Annotated in this window: 12 protein-coding genes, 1 tRNA gene and 2 pseudogenes; 7 read left to right on the top strand and 8 right to left on the bottom strand. The window is 59.9% G+C overall.

Annotated features, from left to right (window positions below; genetic code table 11):
* Positions 1-21 precede the first annotated feature (21 nt).
* Positions 22-1,401 (bottom strand): MFS transporter, encoded by a 1,380-nt coding sequence (locus tag PQR54_RS37640; protein WP_408254992.1) that lies wholly within the window; start codon positions 1,399-1,401, stop codon positions 22-24.
* 105 nt (positions 1,402-1,506) lie between these two features.
* Positions 1,507-2,964, bottom strand: a complete 1,458-nt coding sequence (locus tag PQR54_RS37635) for an amidase (RefSeq protein ID WP_408254990.1) — start codon at positions 2,962-2,964, stop codon at positions 1,507-1,509.
* A 233-nt stretch (positions 2,965-3,197) separates the two neighbouring features.
* Between PQR54_RS37635 and PQR54_RS37630 the strand changes: the two genes are divergently transcribed.
* Positions 3,198-4,124, top strand: coding sequence for a LysR family transcriptional regulator (locus PQR54_RS37630; protein WP_408254989.1), 927 nt, complete (start codon positions 3,198-3,200; stop codon positions 4,122-4,124).
* 115 nt (positions 4,125-4,239) lie between these two features.
* Here PQR54_RS37630 and PQR54_RS37625 read toward each other — a convergent pair whose 3' ends face one another.
* From PQR54_RS37625 to PQR54_RS37610, 4 genes and pseudogenes are all read right to left on the bottom strand, one after another.
* The gene (locus PQR54_RS37625) at positions 4,240-4,638 is read right to left on the bottom strand and encodes a RidA family protein (RefSeq protein ID WP_408254986.1); all 399 of its coding nucleotides are present in this window, start codon (positions 4,636-4,638) and stop codon (positions 4,240-4,242) included.
* 828 nt (positions 4,639-5,466) lie between these two features.
* On the bottom strand, positions 5,467-6,177 hold the full coding sequence (locus PQR54_RS37620; RefSeq protein WP_408255032.1) for an HD domain-containing protein: 711 nt from the start codon (positions 6,175-6,177) through the stop codon (positions 5,467-5,469).
* Positions 6,178-6,701: 524 nt separating this feature from the next.
* A pseudogene (locus PQR54_RS37615) lies at positions 6,702-7,149 on the bottom strand (IS6 family transposase); the annotation flags it as partial.
* Positions 7,150-7,312: 163 nt separating this feature from the next.
* Entirely contained in the window at positions 7,313-8,218 is a 906-nt protein-coding gene (locus tag PQR54_RS37610) for a LysR family transcriptional regulator (RefSeq protein ID WP_408254983.1), read from the bottom strand.
* A 131-nt stretch (positions 8,219-8,349) separates the two neighbouring features.
* Here PQR54_RS37610 and PQR54_RS37605 point away from each other — a divergent pair, with 131 nt between their 5' ends.
* The 6 genes and pseudogenes from PQR54_RS37605 to PQR54_RS37580 form a co-directional block, all read left to right on the top strand.
* Entirely contained in the window at positions 8,350-9,738 is a 1,389-nt protein-coding gene (locus PQR54_RS37605) for a M20 family metallopeptidase (protein ID WP_408254981.1), read from the top strand.
* A gap of 46 nt (positions 9,739-9,784) precedes the next feature.
* On the top strand, positions 9,785-11,089 hold the full coding sequence (locus PQR54_RS37600) for an MFS transporter (protein ID WP_408254979.1): 1,305 nt from the start codon (positions 9,785-9,787) through the stop codon (positions 11,087-11,089).
* Between the two features lie 3 nt (positions 11,090-11,092).
* Positions 11,093-12,238, top strand: a complete 1,146-nt coding sequence (locus tag PQR54_RS37595; RefSeq protein WP_408254977.1) for an aminotransferase class V-fold PLP-dependent enzyme — start codon at positions 11,093-11,095, stop codon at positions 12,236-12,238.
* Between the two features lie 119 nt (positions 12,239-12,357).
* Complete coding sequence (locus PQR54_RS37590; protein ID WP_408254975.1) at positions 12,358-13,482, top strand: cupin domain-containing protein; 1,125 nt, start codon at positions 12,358-12,360, stop codon at positions 13,480-13,482.
* A gap of 19 nt (positions 13,483-13,501) precedes the next feature.
* A complete protein-coding gene (locus PQR54_RS37585; protein WP_408254973.1) occupies positions 13,502-14,215 on the top strand; it encodes an SDR family NAD(P)-dependent oxidoreductase in 714 nt (237 codons plus the stop codon).
* Positions 14,216-14,228: 13 nt separating this feature from the next.
* Positions 14,229-15,302: pseudogene (locus PQR54_RS37580) on the top strand (dienelactone hydrolase family protein); the annotation flags it as partial.
* A gap of 150 nt (positions 15,303-15,452) precedes the next feature.
* Here the strand turns inward: PQR54_RS37580 and PQR54_RS38955 are convergent.
* Both PQR54_RS38955 and PQR54_RS37565 read right to left on the bottom strand, forming a co-directional pair.
* Positions 15,453-15,962 carry an integrase arm-type DNA-binding domain-containing protein gene (locus PQR54_RS38955; RefSeq protein WP_459251846.1) on the bottom strand — a complete coding sequence of 170 codons (510 nt, stop codon included), beginning with the start codon at positions 15,960-15,962 and terminating at the stop codon, positions 15,453-15,455.
* Between the two features lie 259 nt (positions 15,963-16,221).
* Positions 16,222-16,317, bottom strand: a tRNA-Sec gene (locus PQR54_RS37565).
* Positions 16,318-16,319: the final 2 nt, after the last annotated feature.

Below are 16,319 nucleotides of genomic sequence, written 5' to 3'. Positions count from 1 at the left end.
GCGCGTCGGGGCGATCGCTAGCTAGTTAGTTTCCGAATGAGGCTCTCGCGCAATCGAATCGAAAGCGATCCGCCTTTTAGCCAGATGATTTTTTAATAACAGCGCACCGGCTGCGACGAATACTGGGAATGCCAGAACCTGAAGAATCGCCTCGATTCCAAAACCGGCCTGTAGCATGACAGCTCCGGCAAAGGCACCCACGATCCCGCCGATACGCCCGATACCGAGCATCCATGCGACACCCGATGCGCGCCCGTTAGTCGGATAGAAGGCCGCAGCGAGAACCGGCATCGATATCTGAGCGCCAGCCATGCAGCTGCCCGCCAAAAATGTCAATAAACCAACGAACAGCGTATTTCCGACAGACTGCCCGACGCACCAGATAAAGACGCCCGCCAGGACGTAGGTGAATGCCACCACCCGGTGAGCGTTGACACGATCCATCAGCAAACCGCAGACGATTGCCCCCAAACCTCCACCGAGTGGGAACAGCGCCGTGATGAGCGACGCCTGTTGCAAGCTCATTCCGCCGTCTTTCATCAAGGTGGGGAGCCAACTCGTCATCAGGTAATAGACTAATAGCCCCATAAAGTAAGTCACCCACAAAAGCAGGCTTCCGCTTCTAAACCCCTTCGACAGGATCAATGCGACAGGCGAATTCCGGCCCTGGTTCGCAGTTTCACCAATCGTGAAATGCTTCTCCGCCATCGCTTTTCCCGCGATACGGCCCAGCACCATATTGATCTTCTCCGTCGGCCAGGAGTTGACCACCATGAATCGAACCGACTCGGGCAGCCACGCGAACAACACAAGGGCTAGCAGAAAGGGTACGACACCGCCAACGAGGAAAATACTTTGCCATCCGAACGCCGGGATAAGGGCCGCTGCCGCAAGCCCACCGGCGGACGCGCCTAGCGTAAAGCCACAGAACATGATGTTCACCAGAAGTGCCCTGTGCTTTTTCGGCATGTACTCCGACACCATCGTCGTAGCATTCGGCATGGCGGCGCCTAAGCCGATGCCACTTACTAACCGCAAGAACGTCAGTTCCTGAAGGGAACCGGCCTTTGCGCAAGCAAGGGTCAATACGCCGAACACCAGAACTGAGACGGCAAGCACGCGCTTTCTACCAATCTTGTCCGCGAGCGGACCAGAGATCAAGGCTCCCAATACGGATCCAATGAGAGCGGCACTGAGTAGCGGCCCAAGGGCAAACCGTGTTAGCCCCCAGTCCTTCGCGATTGCCGGTGCAATGAATCCGGCGGCTGCCGTATCGAATCCATCGGCGGCCACGATCAGGAAACACAGTCCGAGAATCACCCATTGATAGGCTGAAACCTTTTGGCGGTCTATAAAACTTTCTATATTGAACGTTTTCACTGATGAGTTGGTTAATGACATTGTTTGTCTCCTGATTGCACACGTCCATCCGTGCGCATTGTTTGTATATGCCGCTCCGCTTCAACATGTCAGGGGCGCGAGAATCGATTCCCTCTGGATGAGAAACTAACTCGCCCTATAGTCCAACGCAGATTCAAGCTGGGCTTCCCGTTCGACTATCGATGCGGCGCAAAGCAGACGAATTTCCCGAAAGCCATCCGCAACCAGTTGGACTCCAACCGGTAGTCCATTCGACATCCCAGTCGGAACGCTTATGCCTGGCAGTCCAAGCGCAGCCACAGCAATTAGCGGGCTTTGAGTAGCGACGAGTTCCCGCATGTCATCAACAGTTCCGAGATCCGCCCCCCAGGGTTGAGGCATGCGGCAAGACGCAGGCATCAGCAAAATAGGATATCTGCGCAGGAACTCGTTCCATCTGCGGCGCATCTCGTCACGCCGCGCAATAGCCTTGATGTAGCCGCCCAGGTCGACTGATGGTGCACACGCTGCCATGTTGTGAACCGACTGCATGATCGAGGGGTCACCCGTTTCGTCCACTGCCGCAATCATCCCGTAACGGGATTCCGTCATGACGATCGACTGCCAGATTTCGACGCACTGCTCGATTGCCGGAGGCTGTGCACGCTCCACCACATAGCCCGCAGCAGCAAGGGATGCAGCGGCCTGATGGAGTGCCCTTCTTACTTCGTCGCTCACGAGTGCATTCGGGATTTCGTCGACCAACGCGACCTTTACCGGCATTGCGTCATCGTCGTGCTCCAGGCGCGCGTTCACCCACGTTGAATCGCGCGTGTCCGCCCCGAGCATGCCAAGCAAACCTAAGTGCGCATCCGCAACGGACCTCGCAAGCGGCCCTTGTGCCGACATCGATTGAAGACCATAAAAGCGCTGCGCAGTTGTCGGGTGATAAGCCGGTATACGTCCCGGAGTAGTGCGGAGACCAACCACGCCATTGACGTACGCCGGGTAGCGGACCGATCCGGCAATGTCGGTGCCGTGTGCAACCGCACACATCCCCGTGGCCACCGATACGGCGGCGCCACCGCTTGATCCACCTGATGTGATATCCGTGCTCCACGGATTAAGCGTTCGTCCGTGTAGCGGTCCTTCGGTAAACCATCGGAACGAAAACGGCGGCACGTTCGTGCGACCATTGATGATCGCATCGGCGCGACGAAGATTGGTCACCACAGCGCTGTCGGCCGGTGCGACTCGCCGGGAAAACGCAGGCACGCCATTCGTAGTAGCTTCGCCCGCCACGTCTACGTTGAGTTTGATGGTGATGGGGACGCCACATAGAATGCCTGCCTCATGCGGCGTTCGCCGGCGCAATTCGTCCAGCTGCCGCGCAGCGCCGACCGATTGCTCGCGGTCCTCGTGAACTATCGCATTCAAGCTCGGGTTCACGGACTCAATGCGTTGATGAAAAGCTTGCAACACCTCTACGCATGAAATAGATCCCAGTCGAACCTGCTCTGCAATGTCCGCGGCACCCCAACGCCAAACCTCTGAAGCGAGCGTTTTGAGTGGTGTCTTCTCTCGCGATAGAACATTGTTTCGCATGACGTCATTGTCCCGGATAGATTATTTGCTAGCGCTCTTTCTGCTGGTTCAGGAGTAGATGCGGACGTCCTGAGCTTGCCGCTGTCGGGCTTTGGATCGGGCTCTTCGATTCCGTCTGGAAATCGGTCGCATCACAAGAAAAGGTGTCTGGATTCTCGCACCACGTAAATAGCCCGACAACCGCGTGACGCAATACAATGTATCGAAAGTTTTGATATCACAGGGAGCCGCGCATGGCATCGATCGATCTGGAATGGATTTCAGTCTTCGACGAGATATATACGACCCTTAGCGTCACTCGCGCAGCAGACAAGCTTGGAATGACGCAAGGTGCTGCAAGTACTGCGCTCAATCGCCTACGTGCTTACTACGGAGATAAACTCTTCATTCGTACGTCGCGTGGCATGCTGCCAACGCCACGCGCCGATGAGTTGCATCCGGTACTGCATCAAGTCAGGGAAAATCTCGAGGCTGCCAAAGCAGGCGCGGCCGCTTTTGATCCGGCCAACGCGCAGCGCGTCTTCAGGTTGTGCATGACCGACCTTGGCGAAATATCGCTACTCCCCAGACTGCTCAACTACCTGCAGTCCAACGCACTGGGAATCCGAATCGAGACAGAGAAAATCAGTTCGGAGTCGGCGCGTCGACTGGAAGATGCCGCAGTGGATCTGGCGGTGGGATATATGCCTCAGCTCGATACAGGCTTCTACACGCAGTCTCTGTTTCAACAGGACTTTCAATGTATCGTTAGCGTTTCCCATCCTCGCATTGGAAGGTGCTTGAGCCAGGCCGCCTTTTGTGAAGAGAGGCATGTCGCGGTATCCGCGCTGGGCACGGGACACATGGCCATGGTTGAAGACGCGCTTGCGTCCGTCGGTGTCACTCGCAACATTACACTGCGTGTGCCGAGCTTTCTGGGGGTTGCTCAGATCGTGGGTGAGACAGAACTCATTGCGACTGTGCCTCGCTACTATGCGCTTGCAATGCAATCGAGGGAACCGATTCGACATATGGATGTTCCATATGATCTACCCCACTACGCGGTACGCCAATACTGGCATGCCCGTTTTCATCGCGACGCGGGCAACGTCTGGTTGAGGAAGACGATTGCGGATCTCATGCCGGGCGCAGTCGCACACCCGCTACCAGGCAACCGGTAAAAGGCAACTTCCCACGAGCACCGGATCGCTCTTCGCGAGAAGTGATCACGGCACATCAGAACAGGGGTTGCCACTTTCTCACACAAGCTCGCCTCGAAGCGATAACGCTCCTGCGTTACTCAGTCAGTACCGCCACAGCCTTGATTTCAACGATATAGCCCGCCGCTCCTCCGAGCATGTGAGCACCTACCGCTGTCCACGCCGGCAAAGGGTCTGTCGTGAGATACCGATCACGAATTTGCATGAAAAGCGGCAAGTCGCGCATGTCGGTATGGAAAGTGGTCAGGTCGACCACGTCGCTCAACGACGCACCTGCGGTGGCCAGCACGTGTTTGAGATTTTCAAAGGCCTGAGCTATCTGGGCCTCGCGATCCTCCACAAGTTGCATGGCTGCACTACGGCCAATCTGGCCAGACACATAAATGGTGTTGCCGACCTTGACCGCGGGGGCATAGCGGATCTTTTCGTACACTGCTTCCATCCCAACAGGGACGATGGCTTTACGTTCGCTCATGAATTATTTCCTCGTTATGCAAACATTCGAACCTCGGCAACTTCAGCCGTTGTCCCCACCTGCGACCGACAATATGGCACCGATGATATAGCCTGCTTCGTCGGACGTCAGGAGCAAAATAGGTGCGATCTACTCGTCGATGCTGCCACAGCGCAAGCTGGTCCAATCCGACCTTGCCGCCAGCGAATGGGTGATCAGTAGCGGTAACCAACATGTCGCGCTCTTCAAACAGCGTTTGCTTGCGAAGCCGCGGCGGGACATGCAAAAACGAACCTAGTGCAATCTCTATGCGGCCCCTTCGATCTGCGTAGTCAATTCGATTCTGATGGCCGGCCATAGCGTGACACTTGCACGCGGTGCAGCGATCGCCATGGCCCGGAAGAATTGTGGCAACACGACCGCGGTCATATAGTCGGTCGCGGCGATACAGAAACTCCGGTCGGAGCTACCAGGGTCGAACTGCTTCGGGCCAGCGCGCGCTCGATCGTGACAAGCGCATCACGCACGAGTGGCGCCATCTCTGGCGCGCGGGCCGTCAGCTCCGTCCCTGTGACTGTTCGTACAAACCGCTCATTATTGAAGAATGCTCACAGTCGTTACAGCGCGTGCCTGACGGCCGACGGACTCAGGTTGATCGCTTCGCTTACGCGAAGCACCTTGCGCTCGCGGAGGATAGCGTCAAAGATCCGTAGCAAATTCAAATCCAGATTAGTCATCATGAACTCCCGTGCGAACGTCATCGACGTCGATAGCAGGTTGCTTCGTTACACGCATTCTCTCTTTTCTGATGTGGACTATCATCGGAGGAAACAGCAACTCTTAAGCGCCTCAGCCAGGCGTACTGCGAGCATGATCGGGAGCAAGAATCCGAAACGCCTCCCCCTCCCAATGCGAGTTCAGGATGACGCTACATAAATTCACTCGCTGAAAGCTCGGATCTTTATGAGCGAGAAAGTCGTCGTTGAAGGTGCCAAACGTACTGGCCGGTCGATGCTTCATACCTTGATAGAACGCGTCGATCATCTTGTTGGCGAAATCGGATTGCCGCGGATATGCGGCGATCACTGCGGCACGTTGCTCGTCTGTGAAGTGCTCAAAGCCGCGCCCCGCCACATCCATCCCCGCGCCGGCCTGTACCAGGGCGATCTCAGGGTGCATGTGCTCCGGGATGCCAGGTGTCGTATGGAGGGCGACAGCGGCCCAAACCTTATTTATGTCGGCTTCAGTGACGTGATGGCTGCGCAGAAAATCGCGCGCGGCGTTTGCGCCGTCCACTTCGAAGCGAAGTTGACTCTCACCATAGATCGACGTCAGACCAATGTCGTGGAACAAAGCCGCGACATACAGCAGTTCCGGATCGAAGACCAAACCCCTTCGCTGCCCAAGGAGAGCGCCCCAAAAGTAGACACGAACAGAGTGGCTGAAAAGCAGTTCGCCTTCGGTGTCGCGAACCAGTTCGGTCGCTTCGCGCGCCAATTTGCTGTCCGGGATCTGGATGTTGGAAGTTCCGTAAATTGACACAGTTGTATCTTCCTTGATCTGGTTCAAGGTCGCCTGTCTCGTGGATGCCGCACGATCGTTTCGGGTGATCGTTATCCTTGGAGCAGGACATGCCTCGAGTTTTAGGAAAAAAGGGCAGGCTTACCAAATCGATTCATATTCCAATTCAAACCGATCCCTACCAGCTTGACTTCAGATCTGAATCGGTTGGCGGTCTTGATACGGAAAGGCTACGCTCCTTTTGAGCCATCAAACAGTACCAAGATCTGAGATTCAGAACGTACCATCAGAATACGACCGCCTTCCCGATTTGCACCGCGCTCGCATTCTATTTTTTGCCATTTACTTCATGGGTTCTGCAAACGTATGCGGTGGACCGGATTGAGGGCATGCATATATAGGCGCAGGCGCTGAATGATCAGGTGCGTGAGCGACGACATCTTCTCCGAGGATCGACACGGACCGCGGGTATGAAGGTAATGCAGAGGATTTTGGCTTAGCGCGGACGGCACAACTTCGGCCGCAGAGGCAGTGTCGCGTTGCTTAGGTGGTCGAGTAAGACCGCGTGCAGCCGCCTTGACGAAAACGTGCTTCACGTGAGCGAGCTCGGGAATGTCAGCCTTCGCTGCCGGATAGCTGCGCAACCGGTCGGTCACGATCTTGCGCGGCACCGGGTTTGAACGCAGCACCCTCCGGAAGAAGCGCTTCGCCGCAGCCTTGTCGCGCCGCTTCTGCACCAACACGTCGAGTTCAGCACCATGCTCGTCGACCGCTCGCCACAACAGATACGGCTCGCCGCGCGAGCGTCACGAACATCTCTTCCAGATGCCATGTGCTGCCCGGCTTGCGCCGCGCTTCTTTCGCGCACTGAGCGAATTTGGCGCAGAACTTGTCGCACCAGCAACGGATCGTTTCGTACGCGACCACCACACCTCGCTCGAGCAACAAATCCTCGACGTCCCGCAGGCTCAGACTGAACCGGAAATACCAGCGAACCGCGCAACTGATGATGACGGCAGGGAAGCGGTGGCCGTGATAAAGCGATCTTGTCTTCTTCCTCGCTTCATTCTAGCGCCACCGCTCCATCAACCTGACAGTGCCCACGGGACCTTGGTTTCCAGCTATTTGCCGTTGCCGTCGTAAAGGGATTTTCGGGTTGGCAGGCCATTCCAAACTACGACTGCCTCAAATCGTGAACGATCCAATCGAGACATGACTGTGCAAGCTCGTCGAGACTCCGTCCGGCAAGCGTCAGCACCTGAAGACGGCGCTGCGTCAGAAGCGGATTGTCGAATGGAATGGCCGTCATTCGATCCACGGCAAGTCGCTTCGCGACAGAAACGTAACCCGACGGCATGATCGCCTCCGGCACCGCCAACTCGAAGCGGTACAGCGCGGCGACATACCGACTCGTCATCAGCGGCGTGATCTCGACGTTCTCGACGTTGCAGGCAATGTCGAACAACTGTCGATTCGTCGTGCCTTTGTCCTGAAGCAGTACCGGATACGAACTGAGATCCTTCAGCGCGATCTTCGCCTTGCCCGCGAGCGGGTGCGTCTCGTGCATCAACGCCATGACCGGCGCGCGCTGCGTGAACTGCACGACGACACCCGGTTCCGGCTTGAAGCTGAATGCGAGCGCGATCGACGCCTCGCCCGACAGAATCATCTGGCTTGCGCGCTCCGAAGGCACGACTTCGAGCTGAATTGCAACATCGGGATGTTGCTGGCAAAACGCGCCCAGTGAGACCGGCAGGAAGTCGAATGCAAAGCCCTCCGTGCAGGCAATCGTGAGCGTGCGCGCGCGACGCCTCTCGTCGCCCTGAATTTCGTCGAAGACGGCCTGCGCGTCGGAAATGGTGCGTTGCGCATGACGCAACAGCAGCCGTCCCGCATGCGATAGGACCATGCCGCGTGCGTGCCGCTCGAACAAAGGCACGCCGATATCGCCCTCCAGCTTGGCAATATGCCGGCTCAGCGCAGACACGGTCAGGCCGAGCTTCTCGGTGGCGGACGTAAGCGAGCCAGCTTGGGCCACGACCGAAAAGTAGTAAAGCGATGGCTCCATCAACTTGCGCATGGCGGTGCTCGGAACGCGGGGAACCGATGAGGTTTGACGTACTCGCAAATGTACCTTGTTTGATTGCGAATACAAAAACACTTCGACGCGGCTAATCTGCACCCTGCCGATCAAAAAGACACGTTACCGATATGTCCCGACAAAGCGCCATCACCCAAGTCCGCTCGCACTTCGACAGCGGTGCCTTCCTCGACACCCTCAGTCGCCGCGTCGCGCTCGCAACGGAAAGTCAGCGCGCCGACGCCGCGTCGCTCCTGCGCCGCTATCTTTCCGAAGAGATCCAGAGCCAACTCGGCTCGCTTGCCTTCACCTGCGAAATAGTGGAAAACCCGGTGTCCGGCATGCCGCCATTTCTCGTTGGAGAGCGCATCGAGTCGCCGGAGTTGCCGACCGTGCTCCTGTACGGGCACGGTGACGTCGTCGGCGGGGACGCGGCCAACTGGAGCCCTGGCCGCTCGCCCTGGCAAGTGAAGGTCGAGGGCGACCGTTGGTACGGACGCGGCATCGCCGACAACAAGGCGCAGCACTCGATCAACCTTGCCGCCCTTGCGGCTGTCTTCGCGGAACGCGGCGAACTGGGTTTCAACGCGAAGATCATCTTTGAGATGGGCGAGGAAGTCGGCTCGCCGGGACTCGACGCCGTTTGCGCGACATTGCGCCGGCGACTGAGCGCCGATGTGTTGATCGCCTCCGACGGCCCGCGCCAGCGAGCCGCTTCGCCGACCGTGTTCCTTGGCTCGCGTGGGGCGCTGCATTTCCGGCTGGCGCTGACCAATGCGTTCGGCGCGCGCCACTCCGGCAACTGGGGCGGCGTGCTCGCCAATCCGGCGACCGTGCTCGCGAATGCGCTCGCGAGTCTTGTCGATGGTCGCGGTCGTATCCGCATCAACGGCCTGTTGCCGCCCGCCATTGCGCCGCAGATACGCGCGCGCGTCGCGCATCTGGAAATCGGCAACGACGAGGGCGATCCGCCTCTGTCGCCGAATTGGGGCGAACCCGGTTTGACTCCCGCGGAGCGCGTCTTCGCGTGGAACACGCTCGAAGTGCTTGCGATGCAATCAGGCAACGTCGCCAACCCTGTCAGCGCGATTCCGCAGTCGGCTGAAGCGGTGTGTCAATTGCGCTTCGTCGTGGGCACGGACTGGAAACGCGCCAAGGAACTGATCGAAGCGCATCTCGCGCGGGAAGGCTTCGATGGCGTCGAAGTCACCATCGAGGCATCGGGCGCGGCAACGCGCCTCGATCCAGATAACCCTTGGGTGGCGTTCACCGAACGGTCCATAGAAACCTCGACCGGCAAACCGGTCACCCTGCTGCCGAACCTCGGTGGCACGATCCCGAATGAATCGTTCGCCCACACGCTCGGACTGCCGACCATCTGGATTCCTCATTCGTATCCCGGCTGCCGTCAACACGCGCCCGACGAGCACGTGCTCGCGCCCGTCATGCGCGAAGCGCTGGAACTGATGACCGGCGTCTTCTGGGATCTCGGCGAGCCCGGCGTGCCCCTCAACCGCTGACCGCTTTCCTCATCCCGACCTTTACCCCTCACCCGGAACACACACCATGGATTCGACTGTCATTGACGATGACGTGCGCCACCCGGACCCGAAGCCCATGCGGCGCCTGATCGTCGCGACGAGCATCGGCAACGCGCTCGAATGGTTCGATTTCGCCGCGTACGGATTCTTCGCCGTCACCTTATCGAAACTGTTCTTTCCCGCGCACGACGAAACCGTCTCCCTGCTCATGACGTTCGGCACCTTCGGCCTGTCGTATGTGTTCCGGCCGCTCGGCGCCCTTCTGCTCGGACGCTATGCGGACCGGCGCGGACGCAAGGCCGCGCTCCTCGCCGCGCTCGCGCTGACGACCGTTGGCACGTTCATTTGCGCCGTCATTCCGACTTATGCGCAGATAGGCCTCGCCGCGCCGATCGGCTTGATGGCGGCGCGCATTCTCATCTCCTTCTCGACTGGCGGCGAGTTCGGCAGCGGTACCGCGCTGATGATCGAGCAGAAGAGCAAGCGCAAGGCGTATCTCGCGAGCTGGCAATTCTCGAGTCAGGGCATGAGCACGGTGCTCGCATCGTGCGCGGGTCTCGCCCTCAGCACGCAATTGTCGCCGGCGCAGATCGAGTCCTGGGGATGGCGCACGCCGTTTCTTTTCGGGCTGCTGGTCGCGCCGGTAGGCCTGTACATCCGCAAGCATATCGACGATACGCTGCCTGGCGCGGCACACGGCTCGGCTCATGCCACGGCACGCAATCAACCCGTGCGCGGGCTGCTCGCGCATTGCAAGGGCCGCATTCTACTGGCCGCGGGCATCATGGCCGTGTCGACGGCCGCGAGCTATCTCATGATCCTTTACATGCCGACGTACGCGGTCAAGCAACTGCATCTGCCGGCATCGACAGGCTTCGCCGCAACGGTCGTCACCGGCGCCATCCTGATGCTGTTCACGCCGATCATGGGCCATCTTGCCGATCGCTACGGGCGCAGCCGCATGATGCTGCTCTCTGCCGTCGCCACGCTCCTCACGATCTATCCATGCTTCGCCTGGCTGCTGTCGAGCCCGTCGTTCTCCGTGCTGATGACGATCATGGTCCTTGCGGGCGTGTTGAAGGCGATCTACTTCGGCCCGCTCGCGGCGGTGTTGTCCTCGCTCTTTCCGACTCACATGCGAAGTACAGGCCTTGGATTCAGCTACAACATCGGCGTGATGGTGTTCGGCGGCTTCACCCCGTGGCTTGTCACCGCGATGATCGGCGCGACGCACAATCCGCTGTCGCCGGCGTTCTACCTGATGGCGTGCGCAGTGTTGAGCCTCGCCTGCATCGCGGTCTATCACTACAAGCTCACCAAGCACATCTGAAACATGAACGATCCTCTGCATGACCTCACGTCCGATTTCAGCGGCTGGCTGATGTATCACTCGGTTGGCGTCTATCCCGGCCACCGCGAAGCGATGAAGCAGGCGCTCGCGGACTTCGCCACGACATGGTGCGCACCCGACGACACACGCTGGGACGCCGCCCTCGCGGCACGCGCAAAACTGTTGTCGGACTGGGCGGCGCTGATCGCCGCGCCGGATGCGAACGTATTCGGCGCACAGAACGTGACCGATGCCTTCGCACGTTATCTCGACGGCCTCGCGAACGACGTTCTGCGCAACCGCACCGTGCTGGTCGCGGCGGACTGCTTCCCGAGCCTGCATTTCCTGCTCTCGGGCCTGGCCGAGCGGCGCGGCTTCACGCTTCGCACCGTGCCGGTACGCGAAGGCGAAGACTACGTGCGCGACGAAGACTTCATCGAAGCCTGGAGCGGCGATGTCGCGCTCGCTCTGGTCACATGGGTGTCCTCGCTGACCTCGAAGCGCGTGAACCTTGCCGCGATGTGCGAGCAGGCACGCCGTCGCGGCAGCTTCGCGGCGCTCGACGTGACGCAGGGCATCGGCATTCTGCCATTCGATCTGAAAGAGACGCCTTTCGACTTCGTGTGCGGGTCGACGCTGAAGTGGCTGTGCGGCGCACCCGGGACCGGCTTGGGCTATATCGCGCCGGACACGCTGCAAAGAGGCGCCAAACCAGCGGTGCGTGGATGGTTCAGCCAGGAAGATCCGTTCAACTGGAACATCGACGCCTTCACGTATGCCTCGGATGCGCGCCGCTTCGATACCGGCACGCCCTCAGTGCTGCCGTTCGTCGCATCGCAGCCGGGCATGACGTGGATGCGCGCCCAGCCCAAGGGCAGCGTGCGTGCGCACAACCTTGAACTGTGTCATGCGCTGATCGCGCTCGCCCACGAAAAAGGTTATCGCCTGCTTTCCCCACGCGCCGACGACGAACGCGGCGCGAGCATCATGGTCGAACCGCCCGCGCATCTCGATGCGGCGAACATTGTCATTCAACTGAAGAGCGCGGGCCTGTTCGTCGATTCGCGCGGCCGGACGCTGCGCTTTTCCCCGGGCGTCTGCTCGACGCAAGCGGGCTTCGCGAGACTGGCGCAATGTCTGCCACGCTGATCACGGCGCGCACCTTCTCGCGGGCGCCGCGGCGCATGGGTATTGCCTGCGTGCTGACAGGGCCGCCGGGCTGCGCGAACCGCTAGCCACCCGCCCTTTCATCACTGAGACGAATTTCCATGACCTCATCCTCTATCAATCGCGCTTCCACCGACGCCATCATCGAAGGCGTGCGCGGCATCGTCATGCCGATGCATTGCACCGATTTGCCCACTACGATGCAGTTCTTCATCGCTAGCCTGGGATTCAGGCTCGACGCGATCTTTCCGGCCGACGCCCCTCGCACCGCCATGCTCTCGCGCGACGGCTTCACGTTGCGACTCGGACTCGACGTGGTCAATGGCATCGACACGCTCCAGGTGCTCTGCGACGACCCCGCGCAAATTCCTGGCGAAACGCGCGAGATCATCGCCCCGAATGGCGTGACGGTGCGTCTCGTGAATGCCAGCCCGCCGATGGTGCTGCCGCCCACGCGTCAACAGTTGGTGTTGTCGCGTATGGACGGCGACGCGCACTGGAGTGTCGGCCGCGCGGGCATGCGCTACCGCGATCTGCTTCCCGAGCGGCATGGCGGCGCGTTCATCGCATCGCACATCCGCATTCTCCAGGGCGGCCCGGTGCCCGATTACGTGCATTTCCACAAGATCCGCTTCCAGACCATTTTCTGCCGCAAGGGCTGGGTGCGCCTCGTCTACGAAGGACAAGGCGAGCCTTTCCTGCTCGAAGCGGGCGACTGCGTGCTGCAGCCGCCGGAGATCCGTCATCGCGTACTGGAAAGTTCGGCGGGCGCGGAAGTCATCGAGCTCGGCAGTCCCGCCGAGCACATCACGATGGCCGATCATGCGATGACGTTGCCCTCGACTGTCTACGACCCCGAGCACGATTTCAACGGTCAACGCTTCGTGCGTCATGTCGCGAAGCAGGCGACGTGGACGCCGTGGAAATCCCCCGGATTCGTGGTGACAGACACGGGAATCGGCGCGGCGACACAGGGCCTCGCCGGCGTGCGCGTGGTTCGTCCGCAAGGCGAAGGACAGGAGGCATCGCGCATGCACGACACCGAGTTCTGCTTTTTCTTCGTGCTAGCAGGCTGTCTCGAAGTCGTTCAGGGCAACCAGACATGGCATCTGCGCGCCGATGACAGCATCGCGATTCCGGGCATGTCGACTTATGCATTCCGCCGTTGCAGCGCGGATCTCGAACTGCTTGAAGTCACGCTGCCGGCCGATTTCTCACTCGTTTAAAGGTCTGGAGAAGCTTCCCATGATCGATCGCCACACTATCGCCTTCGTTTCAGGCGCGAATCGCGGCCTTGGGGCGCAGTTCGTCGCGCGGCTGCTTGCGCGCGGCGCCGGCAAGGTCTACGCCGCATCGCGCGGGGGTCATGTCGAACACGCTGATGCACGCGTGATTCCAGTTACGCTCGACATCACCGATGAAGCGAGCGTGGCGAATGCCGCGCGCGTTGCCGACGACACCACGCTGCTCATCAACAATGCAGGTGTGAACAACCAGTCCGCGTTTTTGTCGCCGCGCGCAGTCGAGCATGCCCGCACCGAGATCGAGGTCAATTTCCTGGGCACGTTGCGCATGGCACGCGCGTTCGCACCGGTTCTGATCGGCCGGCGCGGCGCGATGATCAACGTGTTGTCGATACTTGCGCGCGTCAGTCTGCCGGCAATGGGTTCACTGTGCGCATCGAAAGCGGCTGCGCTACGCCTTACCGAATCACTGCGCGCGGAACTCGCACCGCATGGCGTGAGTGTGCTCGCCGCGTTGCCTGGCGCCATCGACACCGACATGAGCCGTGACTTCGACGGCCCGAAGCTCGATCCCGCCTTTACCGCCGATGCGGTGCTCGACGCCTTGACGGGGGAAACGGGCGAGGTTTATATCGGCGCGATGGCGCAAGGCCTCGCGCATGATCTGGCGCTCGACCGTGCCGCGACGCAGGCGCAAATTCTTTCCTTACCTTAAGGCGGACGGCAACATGGGTTCCTTTATTGACATCGACAGTCACGACGGCCAGCGCTTTCGTGCTTATCACGCGACGCCGGCCCAAGGGTCCGCACCGGGCATCGTGCTGTTGCAGGAAATTTTCGGCATCAACGGCTATATGCGGGAGATGGCGGATCGCTTCGCGGAAGAAGGCTACGTGGTGCTAGTGCCGGATCTGTTCTGGCGTATGAAGCCGGGTGTCGAACTGGGCTACGGCGAAGCCGACTTCCGTGAAGCGCTCGGCTACAACGAAAGACTCGATGTCGATCTCGCGATAAGCGATATCGGCTCGACACTGAAGGCCTTGCGCGCACTGCCGATGCTGGCTGGCAGAGTTGGCGCGATCGGCTACTGTCTCGGCGGCAAACTCGCGATGCTTGCCGCCGCACGACTCGATCTGGATTGCGCCGTGAGCTACTACGGTGTCGGACTCGATGCCTACGTCGACGAAGTTCCGTCGATTCGCTGCCCGATGCTGTTCCACTTCGCCGGCGAGGATGCCCACTGCTCACCGGATGCGCGCGAAACGATGCTTGCAGCGTTCGCCGACCGTCCGCAACTGGATGCCCATGTATATCCGGGCTGCGAGCATGCCTTCGCGACACCGGGGCGCCCACACTTCGACAAGCCCGCGGCAACGATGGCTTACTCGCGCACGGTCGCGCTATTGCGCGGCACGCTGGGGCCGATTCACGACCTGAACATGCTTTGGGAGCGTCACTGCTACTATGAATTCGCGACCCGTGACGTCGATGCCATTATGCCGACGATGGTCGCGCAACCTTATGTCAACCATGTACCGACCATGACCGGCGGTGTCGGTCATGACGAACTGAAGCGCTTCTATCGCTATCACTTCGTGAATTCCAATCCGGAGGACACGCGGCTCATACCCATTTCGCGCACGATCGGCGCGGACCGCATCGTCGACGAATTCGTGTTCTGTGCGACGCACGATCGCGAGATCGACTGGCTGCTGCCGGGCCTTGCGCCGACGGGAAAATACTTTGAGGTGCCGATGCACGGTGATCCCATGCCGCGACATACGTCTCAGCAGAATCAGCATCGCCAAGTTCGACAATGGGTGCCCTTCCTTGCATCTGGGAAACAGGTACCCGTATTTCGCTTTGGGAAGCGCACTACGCACCAAGGCAGTGCCGGATGGTGTCTCACTTGCGACCGCTTCTTCGACCGCGGTAAGACGAGTTGCAGATGGTCAACGTACCGTGCCGGGTTGCTGCCGGTGCGATGGCCCAGCACAGTCTCGGCATCGAGGATGGCCTTGATGCGACCGCGCACGCGACGCGCGGTCTCCGCCTTTCTCGTCCAGATCGGCTGGAGAATCCGCACGATCATCGCAGTATCGATGTCGCGCACCCGGACTTCGCCGATCACCATATGCGTACGTCCTAAGCGTGTTGCCCCACTGCTGGACATGCTTGCGATTGCGCCACTGAGGTTCCTGTACGCGGATAAACGCTTCGGCTGCTCCACGGAAAGTTACATTGGAGTCCGAAGACATATCGAGCAACTGTCTGCGCTGCTGCTCACGCCGCGCAAGGATGGGATCAATCAGGTCTCTAACCATGTCACGGTACCCGGTGGCCAGTTTCCGTGCTTCTCCAAGCGAGACTCGCGAAAGCGGACCGAGGCCCATCTCCCGCACGCGCCCGTCAAGCTTGAAGCGAAATACCCGTGAGCGAGCGCCACTGTCGGCGATCTGCATGTAGAGGCCACCGCCGTCGGCGTAATCGGCCTGGCACAACCTCTTTGGCCACCCGCAGCGCGCTGAGTCGGTGCAACTGTCGTCCTGCCATATGCCCTCCCTTCCCACCCACAAAACCCATGTCGCTACCCATACTTCGTGCGGAAATTGTGCGGGACAGTAGTGGAAGCCGCAAGCACGTCGTTACCATAAACCGTTTTGAAATCAGCGATCTAGAGGACGTTTTCGGAAGATATTGGAATTGCCGGGAAGCCATGTCTGGCGGAAGGCAGCCGGAGTCGAACCGACCTGAGAGCGTCTGACGCCCTCAACTGAGTTTGAAGCCCAGCCGCGCCACCGGACGCGAATGCCTTCCTA

It is taken from the genome of Paraburkholderia phytofirmans (genome assembly GCF_046028095.1).
GTDB classification, from domain to species: domain Bacteria; phylum Pseudomonadota; class Gammaproteobacteria; order Burkholderiales; family Burkholderiaceae; genus Paraburkholderia; species Paraburkholderia phytofirmans_A.
This window is presented reverse-complemented; position numbering and strand designations above follow the sequence as displayed.